General features: G+C 32.2%; 25 protein-coding genes. 22 read left to right on the forward strand and 3 right to left on the reverse strand.

Features of this window, described 5'->3' with window-relative positions; genetic code table 11:
- Position 1: 1 nt before the first annotated feature.
- The 8 genes from EG57_RS0220435 to EG57_RS0220465 all read left to right on the forward strand — a co-directional run bounded on the left by EG57_RS0220435 (position 2) and on the right by EG57_RS0220465 (position 4,752).
- The gene (locus EG57_RS0220435) at positions 2-925 is read left to right on the forward strand and encodes a sensor histidine kinase (RefSeq protein ID WP_032078957.1); all 924 of its coding nucleotides are present in this window, start codon (positions 2-4) and stop codon (positions 923-925) included.
- Positions 926-1,049: 124 nt separating this feature from the next.
- On the forward strand, positions 1,050-1,973 hold the full coding sequence (locus EG57_RS0220440) for an ABC transporter ATP-binding protein (protein WP_032078958.1): 924 nt from the start codon (positions 1,050-1,052) through the stop codon (positions 1,971-1,973).
- Entirely contained in the window at positions 1,957-2,739 is a 783-nt protein-coding gene (locus EG57_RS0220445) for an ABC transporter permease (protein WP_032078959.1), read from the forward strand. Before EG57_RS0220440 ends, EG57_RS0220445 begins: the two co-directional genes overlap by 17 nt.
- 18 nt (positions 2,740-2,757) lie before the next feature.
- Positions 2,758-3,570, forward strand: a complete 813-nt coding sequence (locus tag EG57_RS0220450) for an ABC transporter permease (RefSeq protein WP_032078960.1) — start codon at positions 2,758-2,760, stop codon at positions 3,568-3,570.
- Between the two features lie 34 nt (positions 3,571-3,604).
- Positions 3,605-3,808, forward strand: coding sequence for a hypothetical protein (locus EG57_RS27110; protein ID WP_032078961.1), 204 nt, complete (start codon positions 3,605-3,607; stop codon positions 3,806-3,808).
- Between the two features lie 186 nt (positions 3,809-3,994).
- Positions 3,995-4,258 (forward strand): hypothetical protein, encoded by a 264-nt coding sequence (locus EG57_RS0220460; protein WP_032078962.1) that lies wholly within the window; start codon positions 3,995-3,997, stop codon positions 4,256-4,258.
- 109 nt (positions 4,259-4,367) lie between these two features.
- Entirely contained in the window at positions 4,368-4,514 is a 147-nt protein-coding gene (locus EG57_RS26815) for a hypothetical protein (RefSeq protein WP_200880588.1), read from the forward strand.
- A gap of 19 nt (positions 4,515-4,533) precedes the next feature.
- Complete coding sequence (locus EG57_RS0220465) at positions 4,534-4,752, forward strand: hypothetical protein (protein WP_032078963.1); 219 nt, start codon at positions 4,534-4,536, stop codon at positions 4,750-4,752.
- Between the two features lie 293 nt (positions 4,753-5,045).
- Here the strand turns inward: EG57_RS0220465 and EG57_RS0220470 are convergent, their stop codons facing one another.
- On the reverse strand, positions 5,046-5,723 hold the full coding sequence (locus tag EG57_RS0220470; protein ID WP_032078964.1) for an ArsR/SmtB family transcription factor: 678 nt from the start codon (positions 5,721-5,723) through the stop codon (positions 5,046-5,048).
- Positions 5,724-5,870: 147 nt separating this feature from the next.
- On the opposite strand from EG57_RS0220470, the gene EG57_RS0220475 reads away from it, so the two are divergent.
- From EG57_RS0220475 to EG57_RS0220510, 9 genes are all read left to right on the forward strand, one after another.
- Positions 5,871-6,710, forward strand: a complete 840-nt coding sequence (locus EG57_RS0220475; protein WP_032078965.1) for an isocitrate lyase/PEP mutase family protein — start codon at positions 5,871-5,873, stop codon at positions 6,708-6,710.
- A gap of 224 nt (positions 6,711-6,934) precedes the next feature.
- Complete coding sequence (locus tag EG57_RS0220480) at positions 6,935-7,270, forward strand: antibiotic biosynthesis monooxygenase family protein (protein WP_032078966.1); 336 nt, start codon at positions 6,935-6,937, stop codon at positions 7,268-7,270.
- A gap of 222 nt (positions 7,271-7,492) precedes the next feature.
- On the forward strand, positions 7,493-7,660 hold the full coding sequence (locus EG57_RS27495) for an HNH/ENDO VII family nuclease (protein ID WP_161782723.1): 168 nt from the start codon (positions 7,493-7,495) through the stop codon (positions 7,658-7,660).
- A gap of 376 nt (positions 7,661-8,036) precedes the next feature.
- Entirely contained in the window at positions 8,037-8,663 is a 627-nt protein-coding gene (locus tag EG57_RS0220485) for an IS607 family transposase (protein WP_032078967.1), read from the forward strand.
- Positions 8,641-9,762 (forward strand): RNA-guided endonuclease InsQ/TnpB family protein, encoded by a 1,122-nt coding sequence (locus EG57_RS0220490; protein ID WP_029160358.1) that lies wholly within the window; start codon positions 8,641-8,643, stop codon positions 9,760-9,762. Before EG57_RS0220485 ends, EG57_RS0220490 begins: the two co-directional genes overlap by 23 nt.
- Before the next feature lie 155 nt (positions 9,763-9,917).
- On the forward strand, positions 9,918-10,280 hold the full coding sequence (locus EG57_RS0220495; RefSeq protein ID WP_032078968.1) for a type II toxin-antitoxin system RelE/ParE family toxin: 363 nt from the start codon (positions 9,918-9,920) through the stop codon (positions 10,278-10,280).
- A complete protein-coding gene (locus tag EG57_RS0220500) occupies positions 10,273-10,557 on the forward strand; it encodes a helix-turn-helix transcriptional regulator (protein WP_029160357.1) in 285 nt (94 codons plus the stop codon). Before EG57_RS0220495 ends, EG57_RS0220500 begins: the two co-directional genes overlap by 8 nt.
- 298 nt (positions 10,558-10,855) lie before the next feature.
- Positions 10,856-11,704 (forward strand): sialate O-acetylesterase, encoded by an 849-nt coding sequence (locus EG57_RS0220505; protein ID WP_032078969.1) that lies wholly within the window; start codon positions 10,856-10,858, stop codon positions 11,702-11,704.
- A gap of 63 nt (positions 11,705-11,767) precedes the next feature.
- A complete protein-coding gene (locus tag EG57_RS0220510) occupies positions 11,768-12,292 on the forward strand; it encodes a PadR family transcriptional regulator (RefSeq protein WP_032078970.1) in 525 nt (174 codons plus the stop codon).
- 188 nt (positions 12,293-12,480) lie between these two features.
- Here EG57_RS0220510 and EG57_RS0220515 read toward each other — a convergent pair whose 3' ends face one another.
- Together EG57_RS0220515 and EG57_RS27500 are read right to left on the reverse strand one after the other, a co-directional pair.
- Complete coding sequence (locus EG57_RS0220515) at positions 12,481-13,470, reverse strand: EamA family transporter (RefSeq protein ID WP_084572274.1); 990 nt, start codon at positions 13,468-13,470, stop codon at positions 12,481-12,483.
- A 32-nt stretch (positions 13,471-13,502) separates the two neighbouring features.
- Positions 13,503-13,751, reverse strand: a complete 249-nt coding sequence (locus EG57_RS27500; RefSeq protein ID WP_084572275.1) for an Lrp/AsnC ligand binding domain-containing protein — start codon at positions 13,749-13,751, stop codon at positions 13,503-13,505.
- Positions 13,752-13,930: 179 nt separating this feature from the next.
- On the opposite strand from EG57_RS27500, the gene EG57_RS26020 reads away from it, so the two are divergent.
- From EG57_RS26020 to EG57_RS0220535, 5 genes are all read left to right on the forward strand, one after another.
- Positions 13,931-14,254, forward strand: coding sequence for a LysR substrate-binding domain-containing protein (locus tag EG57_RS26020; protein ID WP_242859904.1), 324 nt, complete (start codon positions 13,931-13,933; stop codon positions 14,252-14,254).
- 266 nt (positions 14,255-14,520) lie between these two features.
- On the forward strand, positions 14,521-14,928 hold the full coding sequence (locus EG57_RS0220520; RefSeq protein ID WP_349675072.1) for a MarR family winged helix-turn-helix transcriptional regulator: 408 nt from the start codon (positions 14,521-14,523) through the stop codon (positions 14,926-14,928).
- A gap of 12 nt (positions 14,929-14,940) precedes the next feature.
- Positions 14,941-15,444, forward strand: a complete 504-nt coding sequence (locus tag EG57_RS0220525) for a GNAT family N-acetyltransferase (protein ID WP_108849435.1) — start codon at positions 14,941-14,943, stop codon at positions 15,442-15,444.
- 75 nt (positions 15,445-15,519) lie between these two features.
- Entirely contained in the window at positions 15,520-16,440 is a 921-nt protein-coding gene (locus tag EG57_RS0220530; RefSeq protein WP_032078973.1) for an AEC family transporter, read from the forward strand.
- A 377-nt stretch (positions 16,441-16,817) separates the two neighbouring features.
- The gene (locus EG57_RS0220535) at positions 16,818-17,381 is read left to right on the forward strand and encodes a TetR/AcrR family transcriptional regulator (protein WP_029160349.1); all 564 of its coding nucleotides are present in this window, start codon (positions 16,818-16,820) and stop codon (positions 17,379-17,381) included.
- Positions 17,382-17,476 lie beyond the last annotated feature (95 nt).

Consider the following 17,476-nt stretch of genomic DNA (forward strand, 5'->3'; position numbering starts at 1 on the left):
GATGATTCTTTATGTGACTTTAGGCATATTATTTTGTCTTGCCCTCCTTTTCGGTATTGTCTGCTTAGCAAAAATGATTGGTGTCAAAAGGCAGTTGCAGGATATGACGGATGCTCTTAATGATATTCAGGCTGGAAACGGTAACCGAAAAATCCTTGCCCCCAATAATGAGTTGACCGCAGACCTTTCTTATAAAATGAATGAAATTGTTTATCGTTATGAAGAACAGCTCTCGCAACTCAGAGCAGCGGACGAAACCAATCGTCAGCTTATGACCAGTCTTTCTCATGATGTAAGAACGCCGCTTACCACCCTGATTGGTTATTTGGATGCAGTTCACAGAGGTGTGGTTGTTGAAAAAGAGCGAGAGGATTATATTGAAATTGCAAGACGGAAAGCGTATGATCTAAAAGATTATATTGATATTCTATTTGACTGGTTCAAATTGAATTCTAGTGAATTTGCCTTATCCATAGAGCAGGTGGAGATTGCGGAACAGACACGATATATTCTGAAAGATTGGATCCCCATTTTTGAGGAAAATCATTTGGTTTATGAAATAGAAATTCCAGAAAGACCGCTGTTTGCAAAAGTAGATTTAGACGGATATGCTCGCATCATCAACAATTTGGTGCAAAACGTCATTAACCACAGTCAAGCCACACAGATCAAAATTGAAATGGTACAAAAAGAAACAGAAATTGAAATTCGCATATCGGACAATGGAATTGGGATTGAGAAAGCTGATTTACAGAATATCTTTGAAAGGCTGTATAAATGCGATAAGGGTCGTTCTGATAAGGGAAGCGGATTGGGACTGTCCATTGTTCGGCAGATAGTTGGAAAAATGAACAGCAGAATTACTGTTCAAAGTGAGCCAAATCAATATACTGTTTTTACTGTCTTTCTAACACTGATTAAGTGAAAGTATCCCTGCCGCAGGCAGGGATTTCTTTTTACGCAATTGCAAGGTTAGTGCAAGGTTAATGCAAGGTTAATGCAAGGTTGGCGTGATAGACTTATTTAAACAAGAAAAGGAGGTTTTTAGCTTGAGTGATTTTATAATTGAAACAAAAAATCTTACAAAACAATATGGGGAGCAGAAAAGCGTTGCTAACTTGAATATCCATGTAAAAAAAGGCCGCATCTATGGTCTGCTTGGACGAAATGGAGCAGGAAAAACCACGACCATGAAAATGTTGCTGAATCTGACTACACCTACTTCTGGAGAGGTTCAGATTTTCGGCAAAAATATTCAGGGAAACGAGAAGAAAATCTTGCCCCGAATTGGTAGTTTAATTGAAGCACCGGGATTTTATCCAAATTTGACAGGTACAGAAAACCTGAAAATCTTTGCGCAGCTTAGAGGTGTTTCTAAGCGTAATGCTGTTCAAATCGCATTAGAGGTTGTGGGACTGCCATACGGAGATAAAAAGCTGTTTTCTCAGTACTCCCTTGGTATGAAGCAGCGCTTGGCCATTGCTCTTGCCATTATGCACGATCCAGAGCTGCTAATTTTGGATGAGCCGATCAATGGGCTTGATCCAATCGGGATTGCCGAGGTGCGTTCGTTTATTCGTGAGCTGTGCGATGTGAAAGGAAAAACCATTTTAATTTCCAGCCATATTCTTTCAGAAATCTCCCTGTTGGTGGATGACATTGGAATCATTAACCACGGTGTATTACTGGAGGAAGAAAGCCTTGCTGAGCTGGAAGAAAAGAACGGCAAATACATTCATTTTGTTGTTACTGACACAGCGCAGGCAGCCAGAATCATGGAGAGAAACTTTGGTGTAAAAAACTTTATAGTGGAAAATGATCACAGCTTACGCCTGTACGATAACAATTTGTCTGTGGCTGCATTAAACCGTACTTTTATTGAAAACGGATTGGAGGTATCGGAAGCCCACACTTGTGAAGATACTTTGGAGGATTACTTCAAGCGTATAACAGGAGGTGAGGGCATTGCATAACCTGCTTCTTAGTGAATTTAAAAAATTCAAAAGAAAGAAAATGTTTTTCTTTGGAATACTAGCAGCTTTCATTTTTCCTCTTTTCAATGCGGTATTATTGTCAGATTCCAACTTTACAAGTATACAATCCGGAGTAAGAGAAGACAATGCTTTTTTGCTTTTAATGCCCCTGCTGATTATTTTGGCGGCTAACCTGTTTTTTGTGGAGCAGGACAATGACACATTAAAAAATCTGCTTTGCATTCCAGTATCAAAAAAGCAATTGGTTGTTGTAAAGCTATTGGTTCTGCTGCTTTTTTCAATCGCATTTCAATTAATGGGATTTGCAGTCGGCACAGCCATTGCTGTTTTTCAAAATATTCCGCTCCATAATTTTGTTTTTCAGTTTTCGCTTACAGCATCGACAGGGGTACTCATGTGGGTGGCTGCTCTTCCTTGCATTGTGCTGGTTCTTTGGTTCAACAAAAGCTACATCCTCTCGGTGATTATTGTGTTCTTTTACACACTGTTAAATTATATCATGCATTTTAGTGATGCGATTATGATGCAGCCTTTAGGGGTTAATGCCGGAACGCTTATGCCCATCCCCATGATCTTTCGATGGCTATACCAATTTTACACGCCCGCCGGTGAAATTCAGACAGAGTTTTACAATCGTTTTAGCCAATACTTTGCACCGGCATCTGTATGTTTTGGCGTGCTTTTGTTGGAAGCGGCAGTCTGCATTTATTTGATGATTCGCATATATCGACGCAGAGAAATTTGAAGAAAGGGGGTATCTTTAGTGCTTCGTATTATAAAAACCGAATTTTTAAAATTAAAGCGATTTCATATTTTGCTCATTGGCCTTATCGGCATGACTATTCCTGCAATTTTGTCTGTATTCACGCAAGCAGTTGCCACTCCGGAAGTCACAATACAGAAATTTGATTTTTCCGCTCTCTTTAACAGTACCATATGGAATAGTGCAACGATTTTCATGCCTGTAATTTTCACCTTGATTGGTGGCTATTTAATCAACAGGGAATACACAGATAATACTTTAAAAATCATTTTGACCATTCCGATAACCTTTAAGCGCCTGTTGTTAGGAAAACTACTGGCAATGGGAATCTTAAGTGTACTGTTCGGGTTATATAGCTATGCAGTAACGCTGGTTGTGGGATTACTGTTCGGTATTACAGGGCTTAGTGCTGCAGTTCTATTCACTGGGCTTTTGCAGATGTTAGGAACAGCGGCTTTAACATACACTGCAATTCTGCCCATCATCGCTTTTACAAGCAGGAAGCCGGGGATTTTCATGGGCGGCGTTATCGTATCCTTTCTATTCGGGTATAGCGCCATGTTTATCAAAAATGCTACGATGCGCAGTATGTATCCAATATTGTCTGGACTGACGGTTATGAGATTTGACACGGAAACATTCATGAACACTTCCGAACCCGGAAATCTCACTTTGTCCATGGTATCTTTGGCCGTCATGATTTTGCTTACAATTGCGATTGTAATATTCACAAATCCACCGCAAGCAGCTTCCAAGCGTAAAAAGCGCAAAACAGCCGGTATGTTCCTCAGACAAGGGCAAAAAGGTCGATGACTTATATACAAGCAAGGAAAGGTTGGCAATTTCAATGAAAAGGTTGCTTTTTATGGCTGCAGTGGTTGTCCTCTTGGCTATGGGAATTCTTGCGGGCTGTTCAAAAGATGAAATTATCGACACATGCAAACATGCCATCCAAGAGGCTGGTGATGGCAAATTGATCGGAAATTGGTCTTTGGAGGAACTTCCATTGACCATGAAGCAGAAAATGAAATTAAGATCACTTGTAAGCTGAATATTATGGATGGAACAGCTAAATTAGCTCTGTAATCTGGGTCGGATGACCCTCAAACTCTGATTGAAAGCACTGGTGACTATTCTGAAACGATTGAACTGCCCGTTGGCAACTACATCGTCATAGATGGAGATGGGTTTACCGATCCATCAAATTAGAAATTAAATGAAAGAGGTGATACACCATATGAAAGATAAAGTTTTAAGCACGATTGCTTTGATTACTATTTTTGTCCCACTGACGGTTGTTTTCTTTTGGAAGCCTGATAACCCTAACGCAACTGTCTTGCTCATTGGCTATTTTATCTTTGTCGCGATTAGCTTTTGCTACGCGCTGTTTCTGTTCGCCAAAAAGCGTTTAAGAGATACGGACACAAAGGTTTCTCTTGGAGTGAATAGTTTGTACCTTGTGGGCATTTTGGTTTTCGTTGTAATTCCACATATTATCTGAGAATGTCAGAAAATACAACATGGGTTTTCCATGATAATGATCCTATTTATTTGCAATTAGCAAATCAGCTAAGTCAAAAAATTTTAGCCGGATATTTTCATTCTGACCAATGTTTACACAGCCTTCAGCTCCACTAAATCAAGGAGGTACAGTACGAAAAATAGTTGACCAAACAACTCCAGGTAATTCTTATGAATTACCAGCACCTTGGATTGAATGGATAGATGAGTTTAATAATAATTTATTTTTGATATAATGGATAAGGAGTTGATAGTATGAGCGATGAAAATGTAGTAACTATACTAAATGAGAAATTTGAAAATGATAAAACTGGTGAAAAGGTACAAGGATTAACTATTATTGTTGAGGGAAAATTAAAGCAAGTGATGGATATAATAGTAGAGAAGAATGAGGATTATAGTAATTATACTGAAGTAGTTAGAGATGCATTATTTGAAGGTATAAATAATATAATTAACAAAATTAAAAAATAATAAAAACTAACTACAAAATGAAAAATACACTCTAAAAACTGCAAATAGCCACCCAAAGAAGGTTCTAATGCTGGCTGCTATATGAAACATAGGTGATTCAGCAAAGACTCCTTTTGGTGTCTGATTCAAGCTAATAGCAAAACTCCAATGGATGCCGTAATGTCTGTTGGAGTTTCATTTTTCAAGGTCAAACTTAGATACAGCTGGACATAGCTTGGGTGTCACTTGGACAGATGAAACCCGTAGTTATTGTTGAATAGTTTCTTATTTTTATGGGATTTGTATTTAAAATTCTATATACCATTTTTGGACAGTTGTTCTTTACCTTTAATTGTTAACTTAATAGCTCTACTAGTTCCTGTACGCTCTATCCATTGATTATTAAAAAACATATTCATTAGGGCTTTTCCTACACTACCAGCTACATGATGCTTTCTCTCACTCCAATCTAAACACATTCGGCAGTAACATCTTTTTCCTTTTTTTAAGAGTTCAATATTTACTCCATTAGACTCAAAAAATTTCTCTCCTTCAATACTTAAGCTCCAACCAGATTCTGATTTTATGATGTAATTTTTTTTAAGTAACCAGTTAGTAAGTTGTACTCCTATTTTTCCTGCTAAATGATCATAGCAAATTCTACCTGAATATAGCATCTGATTTTCAATACTTTGATTTAATGATCTTGGAGATTTTAAAGGAGACATCTGGAGAAAGCTTTCAAGCATCTTAGCCAGTTCTTTATTAATTATTTGATAATAGTGAAATCGCCCGTGCTTTTCCATAGCTACCCATTGTAATTCAGTAAGTTTTGCTAAATGATAAGAAGCAGTATGAGGTTTAATTCCAGCGGTCTTAGCTAACTCATTAACAGTGTGAAATTCACCATCCATCATTACCATAAGAATAGTAGAGCGTGATTTATCAGCTAAAATTTCTGCTAATTGTGATATTTGTGGATTTCCAGTCATAAATACCTCCTATAATTTCATATATCGATGAATATTGATATATTCATAGTATATAATAGTTTATATTGCTTGTACAAGTAATAAGTTTATTAATAACAAAATTGCAAATTCTATAGATAACAAAAATATTTATGAAATGAGGTAAATATGAATAATACAAAGCAATTACACTTAGCAAAACAATTTCAAGAACTTCACCATGGCAATAAAATGTTTATACTTCCTAATGCGTGGGATGTTGGTAGTGCAGTTATATATGAAAAGTCTAATTTTCTGGCAATTGGAACAACAAGTGCTGGATTTGCTTATAGTCTAGGATATCCTGATGGAGAAAAAATTGATTTTGAATATATTGTTCAAACAGTAAAGCGAATAACTGAAAGAGTATCTATCCCTGTAAGTGTAGATATTGAATTAGGCTATGCGAGCACAATTGATGGAATAGTAGAAAATGTAACTAAGATTATTAAAGCTGGAGCAGTTGGAATCAACATTGAAGATGGCTATTCTGCTAAAACTCCTTATCTAGAAGATCTAGATATTCAAATTAAAAAAATTCAAGCCATATCCAAACTTAAGGAGAAGTTAGGCATTCCTTTTGTTATTAATGCCAGAACTTGTGTGTTTTTTATTAAAGCAGGAAAAAGTGAGGAAAGGTTATCTATTGCAATTGAAAGGGGCAATGCTTTCCATAAATCAGGTGCTGACTGCGTTTTTGTTCCTGGTGCAATTGAAGAAAGCATAATTTCAAAATTAGTAGAAAATATTCCTGCACCAATTAATGTTCTTGCCACACCTATAACAAGCAATTTGGAAGATTTGGAACAGTTGGAAGTTAGACGATTAAGCCTGGGTTCTTCTTCAGTTAGAAAAGCTTATTCGAGCCTGATAGAATCTGTACAGGAGATACAGGGTGACAACAAAATTTCAAAATTACTTAATCATGATTTTTCTTACGAAGCAGCTAATAAAATATTTTCACGATGAAGTGGAAACTTGAATCTGATGGGGTTTCAAACCCCACCTGATTCTTAGTTGAACGAATCCAGGGACGTAGCCGCTCTTTACTCCCTCTTTGAGAAGAGGGGGTATTAGAGTGGGTAGTCATCGGATAACTATATCAAGTAATTATTAGAAAAGCACTGAAATATTATTATTAAATATTACACTTTAATTATAAATACTATTAAATTTTTAATGGAGGAATTTACGTGAACAAAATAATAGAAACACCTAAAACACCTTATTATGCAGTTATTTTTACTTCTATAAGAACTTCAATTGATAACGAATATGAAAAAGTTTCTGACAATTTAGTTGATATTGTTTCTAAGCAAAAGGGATTCTTAGGAGTAGAAAGTGTCAGAAATGAAGAGGGCTTTGGAGTGACAATATCATACTGGGATTCTTTAGATAGTATTAATGAATGGAAAGATAATAATTCGCATATGAAAGCAAAGGAAATGGGAAAAAAGATGTGGTATTCAAAATATATGATACGAATTTGTAAGGTAGAGAAAGATAATTATTTTGACAATAATTTTTAATTCACATTCTTCTTATTTAACGCAACAACTGAAAAAAATGAACAACTAATTAGACACCGCATTATTCATGAATTTGAATTTTGGGGTGTTTTTACGTTGCACTTCAAATATATGGTTTATCTATTGTAAATTAATGCTTACTATGAATGTCCTTTGGTAATTAGAGATAAATTAAATGTTTTTTAATAAAGCAGTAAAAATGTAATAAAAGATTTGACTCCTTTGAGAAATAAATCTTTAGAAGAAATTAAAAAAATAAGAAAAATAAGAAGTAATTTAAAAAGAGCAAGTTTTAGAAGTGATGAGGTTTTAAATAAGCAATACAATAATTTCAGATCAGCTTATTGGAAATGCAGAGCAAACCTGATAGAGAGTAGTTTAGATAAGTAATGTATAATACTATTATTGGAGGTTTAACATGGAAAAGAAAAATGAAATAGTGAGTAGAAAAACAAAGTGACTATATTGATAGATTAAATGAAGCTGAGATCTAAATAGATAATTTATTGTAAGGAGTGCATATCTAAATTTTTACTAAAAAATACTTATTCATTATCAACTTAAGTGGGGGAGGTTAGAAATTAAATTCATGAATATGTATATAAAGTACGATGAATATGAATTGCTTGAATTATTCAATAGTGAGCCAATTAGTATTGGGAGTATTGAAGAGGTTAATAAATAGCAAATAAAACATTAGAAAACATTAGAAAAGTATATATTATTATTACAATGTATAGTATAATAGTTTTAGGAGGTGATTCTGTTGAAATATTATTCAATAGGTGACTTTGCTAAAGCTATTGGTAAAACAACTAAAACATTAAGAAACTGGGATAAAGTAGGAACATTAAAATCTATAAGAGTAGAACAAAATGGATACAGGTATTATTCACAAGAACAACTTAATCATTTTTTAGGGTTAAAGCAAGAAAATAACTTAAACAAAAAAGTAATTGGATATTGTAGAGTTAGTTCTCACAAGCAAAAAGACGATTTAGAAAGACAAATTGAGAATGTTAAAACATATATGTATGCTAAAGGTTATCAATTTGAAATTATTCAAGACATAGGAAGTGGAATTAATTACAATAAAAAAGGGTTAAATCAACTAATAGACTTAATAACTAATTCAGAGGTTGAAAAGGTAGTAATTCTATATAAAGATAGATTATTAAGGTTTGGTTTTGAAATCATAGAAAATCTATGCAATAAATATGGAACAACTATTGAAATTATAGACAATACTGAAAAAACAGAAGAACAGGAATTAGTTGAAGATTTAATTCAAATTGTTACAGTTTTTAGCTGTAGACTTCAAGGGAAGAGAGCCAATAAAGTAAAGAAAATGATTAAGGAGTTGTTAGAGAATGATACTGGCGAAAAAAGTTAGAATTATTCCAAGTATAGAGCAGGAACAAAAACTATGGCAATCTGTTGGTACAGCAAGATTTATTTATAACTGGACTTTAGCAAGACAAGAAGAAAATTATAGAAATGGTGGAAAATTTATATTTGATGGTGATTTAAGAAAAGAATTAACTATCTTAAAGAAAACAGAAGAATACAAATGGCTGAGTGGAGTATCTAATAATGTGGCAAAACAAGCTGTTAAAGATGGATGTGAAGCTTTTAAAAGGTTCTTTAAAGGATTAGCAGATAAGCCAAGATTTAAAAGTAGAAGAAAGTCTAAACCATCATTCTATAATGACAATATAAAGCTAAAAGTTAAGCCTAATATAGTTTTAATTGAAAAAGTAGGTTGGGTTAAAACAGCAGAGCAAATACCAATGGGTGTTAAGTATTCTAATCCAAGAGTAAGTTTTGACGGTAAGTATTGGTATATATCTGTAGGGATAGAAACAGAACCACCAGTAATTGAATTAACTGATGAATCAATTGGTATAGATGTTGGAGTAAAAGATTTAGCTATATGTTCTAATGGAATGATATTTAAAAATATTAATAAAACTAAAAAAGTTAAGAAACTTGAAAAAAGGCTACGTAGATTACAGCGTAGGGTATCTTGCAAATACCTAAAAAATAAAGAAGGGAGTAAGTTTGTCAAAACAAGTAATATTATAAAAATGGAAAAGCAGATTAAATTACTTTATAGAAAATTAGCTGATATAAGAAGTAATCATAGTCACCAATCAACGAATAAGATAGTGAAAACCAAACCATCAAGAGTTGTTATGGAAACACTTAATATTAAAGGAATGATGAAAAATAAGCATTTATCGAAAGCTATAGCACAGCAAGGGTTGTATGAATTTAAAAGACAACTTCAATATAAATGTGAATTTAATGGAATTGAATTTGTTGAAGCTGATAAATGGTATCCATCATCAAAGACCTGTAGTGAGTGTGGTCATGTAAAACTAAAGCTTTCATTATCTGAAAGGACATATATCTGTGAGGAATGTGGTTGTGTTATAGATAGAGATTATAATGCAAGTATTAATCTAAGCAGATATGAATTAGTAGTTTAATCACTTGAACGATACTACTAATATGTACCATGCGTTGTATGGGAATTTAAGCCCTTGGAGTGTTATATCAAACGAAAGTAGTATATTCTTTTGAGATACAAAATCGGACACGTTGAACAGGGAATTAAACAAGCTTTATAAGGTTTTATAAGGTTTTGGCAACGGTTGAATTCTACCAAAGAGAAAATGGTAACATTCCTGTAATGGAATTTTTATCATCACTTTCACCTAAAATGAGAGCAAAAGCATATAGTGAAATAGAACTTTTACAAGAACATGGCATTTATTTAAAAGAGCCTTATGTAAAACCTATTAAAGGGGAACAATACAAGGGAATATATGAATTAAGAATAAAATTAGGATCAGATGCATCAAGAATATTTTACTTCACTTATCATAGAGATACTTTTGTATTGCTGAATGGATTCCTTAAAAAGACAGATAAAACGCCAAAATTAGAACTTGAAAAAGCAAAAGGATATAAGGAAGATTTTGAAAAGAGGTGTGAAAATGAGTAAAGCAAGTGTTGATTTCTCTGTTATCAAAGAAGAGCTTATGCAGGATAGCGAATTTAAAGAAGAATATAATAAGCTAAAGCCTCGATATGAGTTGATTTCTGAGGTGATAAAAGCAAGAAGAGAATTAAATTTAACACAAGAAGAATTAGCTTCTAGAATAGGAACTCAAAAATCAAATATTAGCAGGCTTGAAAGTGGAAACTACAATCCTTCTTTAGATTTTTTAAGTAAGCTTGCAAAAGGACTAGGAAAAGAAATTCATATAGAACTAAGATAATATTTAATGATTTTACACGCAGAGCAAAAGCACTGCGTGTTTTTGCGAAACCTGAAAGGTTGAGCTTGCTAAAATTGTTGAGGAATTTCTAAATAAGGCAAAGGAAAAATGACTAAATGGAAAGACAAAAGTAATGGAGATGATATCCTTAAACGAGTAGTTGACAAATAGTCTAATTAGACTATAATAATTAAGTGTTGTTAGTCTAATTAGACTAGTAATAAATTTAGTAGTTTTTGATATATAGGAAAATCTACTGAAGTAATGAATTAATGTTTAAAAAAGAAAGGATAAAAAAATGGTTAAATCGTTTTTAATGTTAGGACAGTCAAATATGGCAGGAAGAGGTTTTATTCATGAAGTAACACCGATTTATAATGAAAGAATACAAATGTTGCGTAATGGCAGATGGCAAATGATGACTGAGCCCATCAATTATGACCGTCCTGTTTCAGGAATAAGTCTGGCTAGTTCATTTGCAGATGCATGGTGTCATAAAAATCAAGAAGATACTATTGGCTTAATTCCTTGTGCTGAAGGTGGAAGCTCACTGGATGAATGGGCTGTAGACGAAGTACTTTTTAGACATGCAATAACTGAAGCTAAATTTGCTATGCAAAGTAGTGAGTTAACAGGAATTCTATGGCATCAGGGAGAAAATGATAGTATTAATGGTAACTACAAAGTCTATTACAAAAAATTACTTTTAATTATTCAGGCTCTTAGAAAGGAGTTGAATGCTCCAGATATCCCCATCATCATTGGAGGTTTAGGAGATTTTTTAGGCAAAGAAGGATTTGGAAAACACTGCACTGAATATAAATTTATTAATGAAGAGTTACAAAAGTTTGCTTTTGAACAAGATAATTGTTACTTTGTTACAGCATCAGGTTTAACTTCTAATCCTGATGGTATTCATATTGATGCAATTTCTCAGAGAAAATTTGGTTTACGATATTTTGAAGCCTTTTCTAATAAGCAACATGTATTGAAGCCATTAATTAATGAAAATGAGTTGATAAATCTTAATCATGCTAGAACACATACCAAAATAGAAAAGATATATGTAAAGAGTATGGATTTTGCATTAGGAAAAATATCATATGATGAATTTGAATCTCAACTCATACAAATCAACAATGGTTAAACTTTATAATTATGGAATAACTATTAGCATAATTTTGATGAATAATATAAAGGAGGTGTTTTTTTGATACCATTACTAATTTTAGGTTTATTAAAACAAAACCCAGGTTCTTATGGATACGAATTATTAGCCTTAATGGAAGAGAGACACTATAAATATATAGTAAATTTCACTAAAGGGTCATTCTATTATAATCTTCAACAATTAGAAGAAAAACAATATATTAAAAAAGTTGACCAAGTAGACAATATTAGAGATACACATAATTATATTATCACTGAACTAGGGAACAAAGAATTTGAAAAATTGATGTATAAGTATGGTTCTAAGACAGAATATATAAATTTATCTTTTTATGCAGCAATGCTATTTGCTAATGAATATAAAGGTGAGGGGCTAACAAAACTAATAGAAATGCAAATCGAACAAACTAAACAGAAAATTTTTTTATTAGATCAATCTCTTGGGCATAATGAGAGTATCCCTACTTATTTTAAAAAAATGTTAGAAAATTCACGTTCTCATCATTTAGTAAATGTTCAATGGTTTGAAGGATTGTTAAAAGATATAAGAAATGGTGGGTTATAATATTATATAAGATGATGTTTTTTATGGATGAAAAGATATTAGAATTTACTATATTTTGTATTGAAAGTTTAGTGTAGCAAACCTTATTTAACATTTTATATTTTTAAAATATTGTAAACTTCATGGTCATGTGTCTGACTCCAAAAAGAAGAATAGCTGTTACACTATTCCTCTGAACTGATTATAATTTAGTTAGCTATTTTCTTTTTTATTTCTTCAACTTTTTCTACTGATATTTCAGCAGCTTCAGCTGTGTAACCTGAACTCTTTATAGATTTTGTAATAGCTTCTGTTTTTGAACTTTGAACTAAAATTACTCCTGCTAAGATTATTATTGTAGCTATAACTATCTTTAATGATATAACTTCTCCTAGAAAAATAGCACCTAGAATTACTGCCACTGGTGGATTTACATAGGCATAAGTACCAGCTTTGGCAGCAGGCCATTTTTTTAATATATAAATATAGCAACTATAACCAACCATGGATCCAAAAACCACTAGATATAATAATGCTTCTAAGCCTTTAGTAGTAACATGCATTTTTGAAAATTCTCCAAAAAAAGTTCCGATTAATGATAAACAAAATCCTCCAGCAAGCATCTGTATAGCAATATTTGATATAGTTGATGCAGAAGTAGTAAAGCCTTTAGAATATACTGAACCTAGTGCCCAGGATAAAGCTGATGCAATTAATAAGGTTATGCCTATAATATCTATGGGGGCTTTATGCCAGTCTGAAAGTACTAGAAAGGCAACTCCTGCAAAACCAATTAATAATCCTATCCAACCCTTAACGTTAATTTTTGTTTTGGAAGGTAGCAAGGATTCAATAAGTGCCATGAAGAGTGGTACTGTTGCAACCATTAAAGATGCTATACCCGAACTAACTCTGGTTTCAGCCCAAACGACTCCTCCATTTCCGCCAACAAGAAGAAATATTCCTACAATAGAGATTTTTAGGATTTCTGATAAATTCTTAGGCATAGGCAGTCCTTTAAAGGCAGCATATCCAAACATTAAGCCGCCTGCAATAATAAATCTAATTCCAGCAAAAATTGTTGGCGGAAGCTCACCAACGCCAATTCTTATTGCAAGATAGGTAGAACCCCAGAAAATACAGACAGCGAAATAGGCTAAAATAGCATTTCTGTGTTCTTTTTTTGTATTAAGTTCCATTTTTGTTTCTCCATTCAAAATTTATTTATGTACTATTTGCGCATTCCATTTTCTAATATAGTGGATAAAACAAGAGTAGTAGACGTTTCTTTGATACCCTGTATTTTCCATAGAGTATCAATAAAGTTTGAAATATCTGTTGGCGTACTCGCTCTCATTTTTAGTAATAGACACCATTCTCCAGCTAATCTATGACACTCTTCTATGAATATATTAGGAATTTCAAGAGATAAAATTTGGTTTACAATTTCCGTGCCATAAATGTAACTACAATGTTGTATTTATTGGGAACATGATCGACTTTTATTTGCACCTGGTGTAAATGCAGTTAAAAGTGTATAGGTGAAAAATACTGCTAAATTGTTCATAAAATTGTTCCTCCATAAAATATATAATTGAAAGTAAAGTACTTAAAGCAGATTCAGCTTTTGAATTGCCCACTTCGCCATTTCTCGTACCTTTGCATTACTATCGTTACAAGCATCGAAAATATATTCTCTATACTGTTCCTTATAATCATTTACCCAAGATATTTTTAAATAACACAATTGAACTTTGGAGCATTGAAGCAATAAAAAGATGTGTTGCAAGCAATTTAGGCATTTCTTTCTTGCCTCGTTTTACAGTAGAAGAAGAACTGGAAAATGGTAAGTTAAAAGAATTAGAGATAGGCTGCTCTGATACTAAAATTACAGCAATATATGCTTATCATAAGAACAAGTGGATTAGTCCTGCAATGTTATTGTTTATGCAATTGGTGAGAGAAAGTTTTAATATTGATTAAAGTGATTTGGTACTTGTATGGTGGAAATACCCGAATTGTTTTTACGTCAAATAAAACTAAAGGCTAACAGATTCTTAAAATTTAATGTTTAAGAAGATTTTATGAATTATGTAGCTTTGGTGGGAAAGAATATAGCATATACTAGTTGAAAGTTCAACTAATATATGCTATTATAAATACAATATAGTTGAACTTTCAACTAAGTTTATAAGAGGTGAAGTCGTATTAAAGATTTAGATAGCCATATATTAAGAGAGATAGGAACTTTGTCCCGCTGCATTCATTCTATAAGCGACCTAAAATTTAAAGAAATAAATCTACAAAAAGGTCAATTTACATTTTTAACAAGGATATGTGAAAATCAAGGAATTAATCAAATTGATTTATCAAACCTTTTAAAAGTAGATAAAACTACCACAACAAAAGCTATACAGAAACTTATTGAAGCAGGGTATATAGATAAAAAAAGAGATGACATTGATAAAAGAATGTGGAGACTTTATCCAAAGGAAAAAGCACTGGAAGTATACACATTTATTATTGAAGAAGAAAATAGAAATATTGAGGCTTGCTTTAAGAATTTTAACAGTGAGGAAAAGGAACTGGTCAGTAAATTAGTTAAGAAAATGAGAGAAAATATTGAAAGTGATTGGAAAGAAATAAAAAATTTTTAGGAGGATTTTATAATGAGAAAAGCAGTTATTGAAGATACAAAAGAAATTATGCAAATTATAAAGGAAACTATTGCAGAAATGCGAACCTACAATAATACGCAGTGGGATGAAAATTACCCTCAGGAAAAAGATTTTATGAAGGATATTCAAAAAGGAGACTTATATGTAGCAGAAAGAGAAGGAAAGTTGGTTGCTTTCGTATGCATTAATAAAGTAGAACCAGTTGAGTATAATGGGCTAAACTGGTCATTGAAAGAAGAATGTATGGTTGTTCATAGAATGGCAGTTAATCCGAACTACAGAAGAAGTGGAATTGGTACTGAATTAATGAAATTTGTTGATGAATTAGCTTTAGCTAACAATATAAGATATTTAAAAACAGATACCTATTCAATAAATACTAAAATGAACGCATTATTTAAAAAATGTGGTTATGACTTAGTTGGAGAGATGAGTTTTTTAGGAAAGGAAGAACCATTCTATTGCTATGAAAAAATATTAAATAATGATAAATAATTCAATTAAGAATGGTGTGTAGTTATAAATCCACATCATTCAGTTTTATTTTATAATTTGAAAGGTGCTAATAAATTGAATAATTATATTAATATTGTAAATCAAGTTGCAATTTTAGCTTTGATAATGGGCGTTGGTTGTTTTTCAGGAAAGAAGAATTTAATTAATGATGAACTAAGTAGAGGGTTATCTAACATATTAACGAATATTGCATTACCTGCATTAGTAGTAAGTTCTTTTATAATAAGTTATTCTAAAGAATTATTGGGTAGCATGCTGGAGATTTTTATTATATCAGTTATATTTCATGTTGCTATCATACTACTTAGTAAGTTTGTTTTAGGTAAATATAACATTGATAAACAGCAAATAATTAAATTTATGTTTATATTTCCTAACGGTGGGGCAATGGGAGTGCCTTTAATATATGGACTTTATGGTCAAATTGGAGTTCTCTACTTATCAATTTTTTTAATCCCCTATCAGATACTATTTTGGACATATGGGGAAGGGCTTTTTTCTCATGAATCAAGTGGCATTGCTCTAAAGAAGTATTTAAATAATCCTAATATAATTGCTGTAGTAGTGGGGTTATTCATATTTATGTTATCTATAAAAGTACCTTTCATAATAAAACAAACACTTAGTGATATAGGAGCTGTTACCATGCCTTTATCTATGATGATAATAGGTGAGAAGGTTGCTTCAATGAAATTTAAAGAAATTATATTTGATAAGGATGTATACTTTTGTTCATTTATGAGGCTTATAATTGCTCCTATCATAATGTTTGTTATGATAAGTTTCCTTAATTGGACACCTTTAATAAAAAACATCTGCATAGCAGCAGAGGTGATTCCAACAGCTACTATTACAGTGCTGTTCTGTGAAAAGTATAATTATAATGCGATTTTAGCCTCAAAGTGTGTTTTAGCTACACACATTCTATCTATAATCACCATACCTATTATGCTTTTGTTTTTAAGATTTAAATAATCTATTTGTTTTATATAATTTAAGTACTGTAAGGAGATGTTATTCATGAAAAAAAAGGTTATTTTAACTGAAAAAGCTGCAAATCCTATAGGACCATATTCAAATTTTTATTTTTTAATCTGTCTACCTTAAGGGGAGCATATCAAACTGAATTTTACGGTGTTTTTATGTCGTACTTCAAAAATATGCTTTATCTATTGTAAATTTATGATAGATAGAATTTTTTCCTTTGCATTAGCAAAAGAAATTGTAACAATTTGTTAACTTCCATGGGTGTGGTTGTGAAGCCTTGGCTGAACTTGCTAATAATTTTGGCCATTACTATTGACAATAAATGAATGATCGTTTATTATACAAATATAGATAGAGGTGGTCATATGAGAAAAAAAGATGATGAAAAAGAAAAAAGTATAAAAGAAGCAGTAATAAAGTTAATACTTGAACAAGGGTTTCATGGTACTTCTATTTCAAAAATTGCTAAAACGGCGGGGGTTTCTCCAGCAACGGTATATATATATTATGAAAACAAAGAAACCATGCTGCAGCATATTTATCGCGAGTACTCAGAAGAAATTTTCAATTATATTTTAAATAGAGTACATCAAGGAATGAAAGGACAACAACTTATAGAAACACTTGTGAGAAGTTATTACACTTATATTCAAGAACATGAAGAAATTTTTCACTTCGTAGATCAGTTTTCAAATTGTCCATCATTAGCTTGTGGTTGTTCAGAAAAAAAAGGCATTTGCAATATTAATAATTTGATAGCAGAGATGAAAAAGAACCATATTATCAAGGATTATAATAATGATAATTTACTAGCAATTATATTTTATCCAGTAAAAGCAATTGCAATTAATAACAACAAAAGTGAAGCGGAAAAAGCAGAATTGCTCCAAGAGATGATTGAGATTATACAGGATGCTTTGCTAACATAAAAAAATTTAAAGCGAGATAATTTTATTAAATCTATTAGCACAAAATTATCTCGCTATAACTTAATAAATAATTAAACGAACGTTCATTTATAAAG

The organism is Clostridium drakei (assembly GCF_000633595.2).
In the GTDB taxonomy this organism is placed as follows: Bacteria; Bacillota; Clostridia; order Clostridiales; family Clostridiaceae; genus Clostridium_AM; species Clostridium_AM drakei.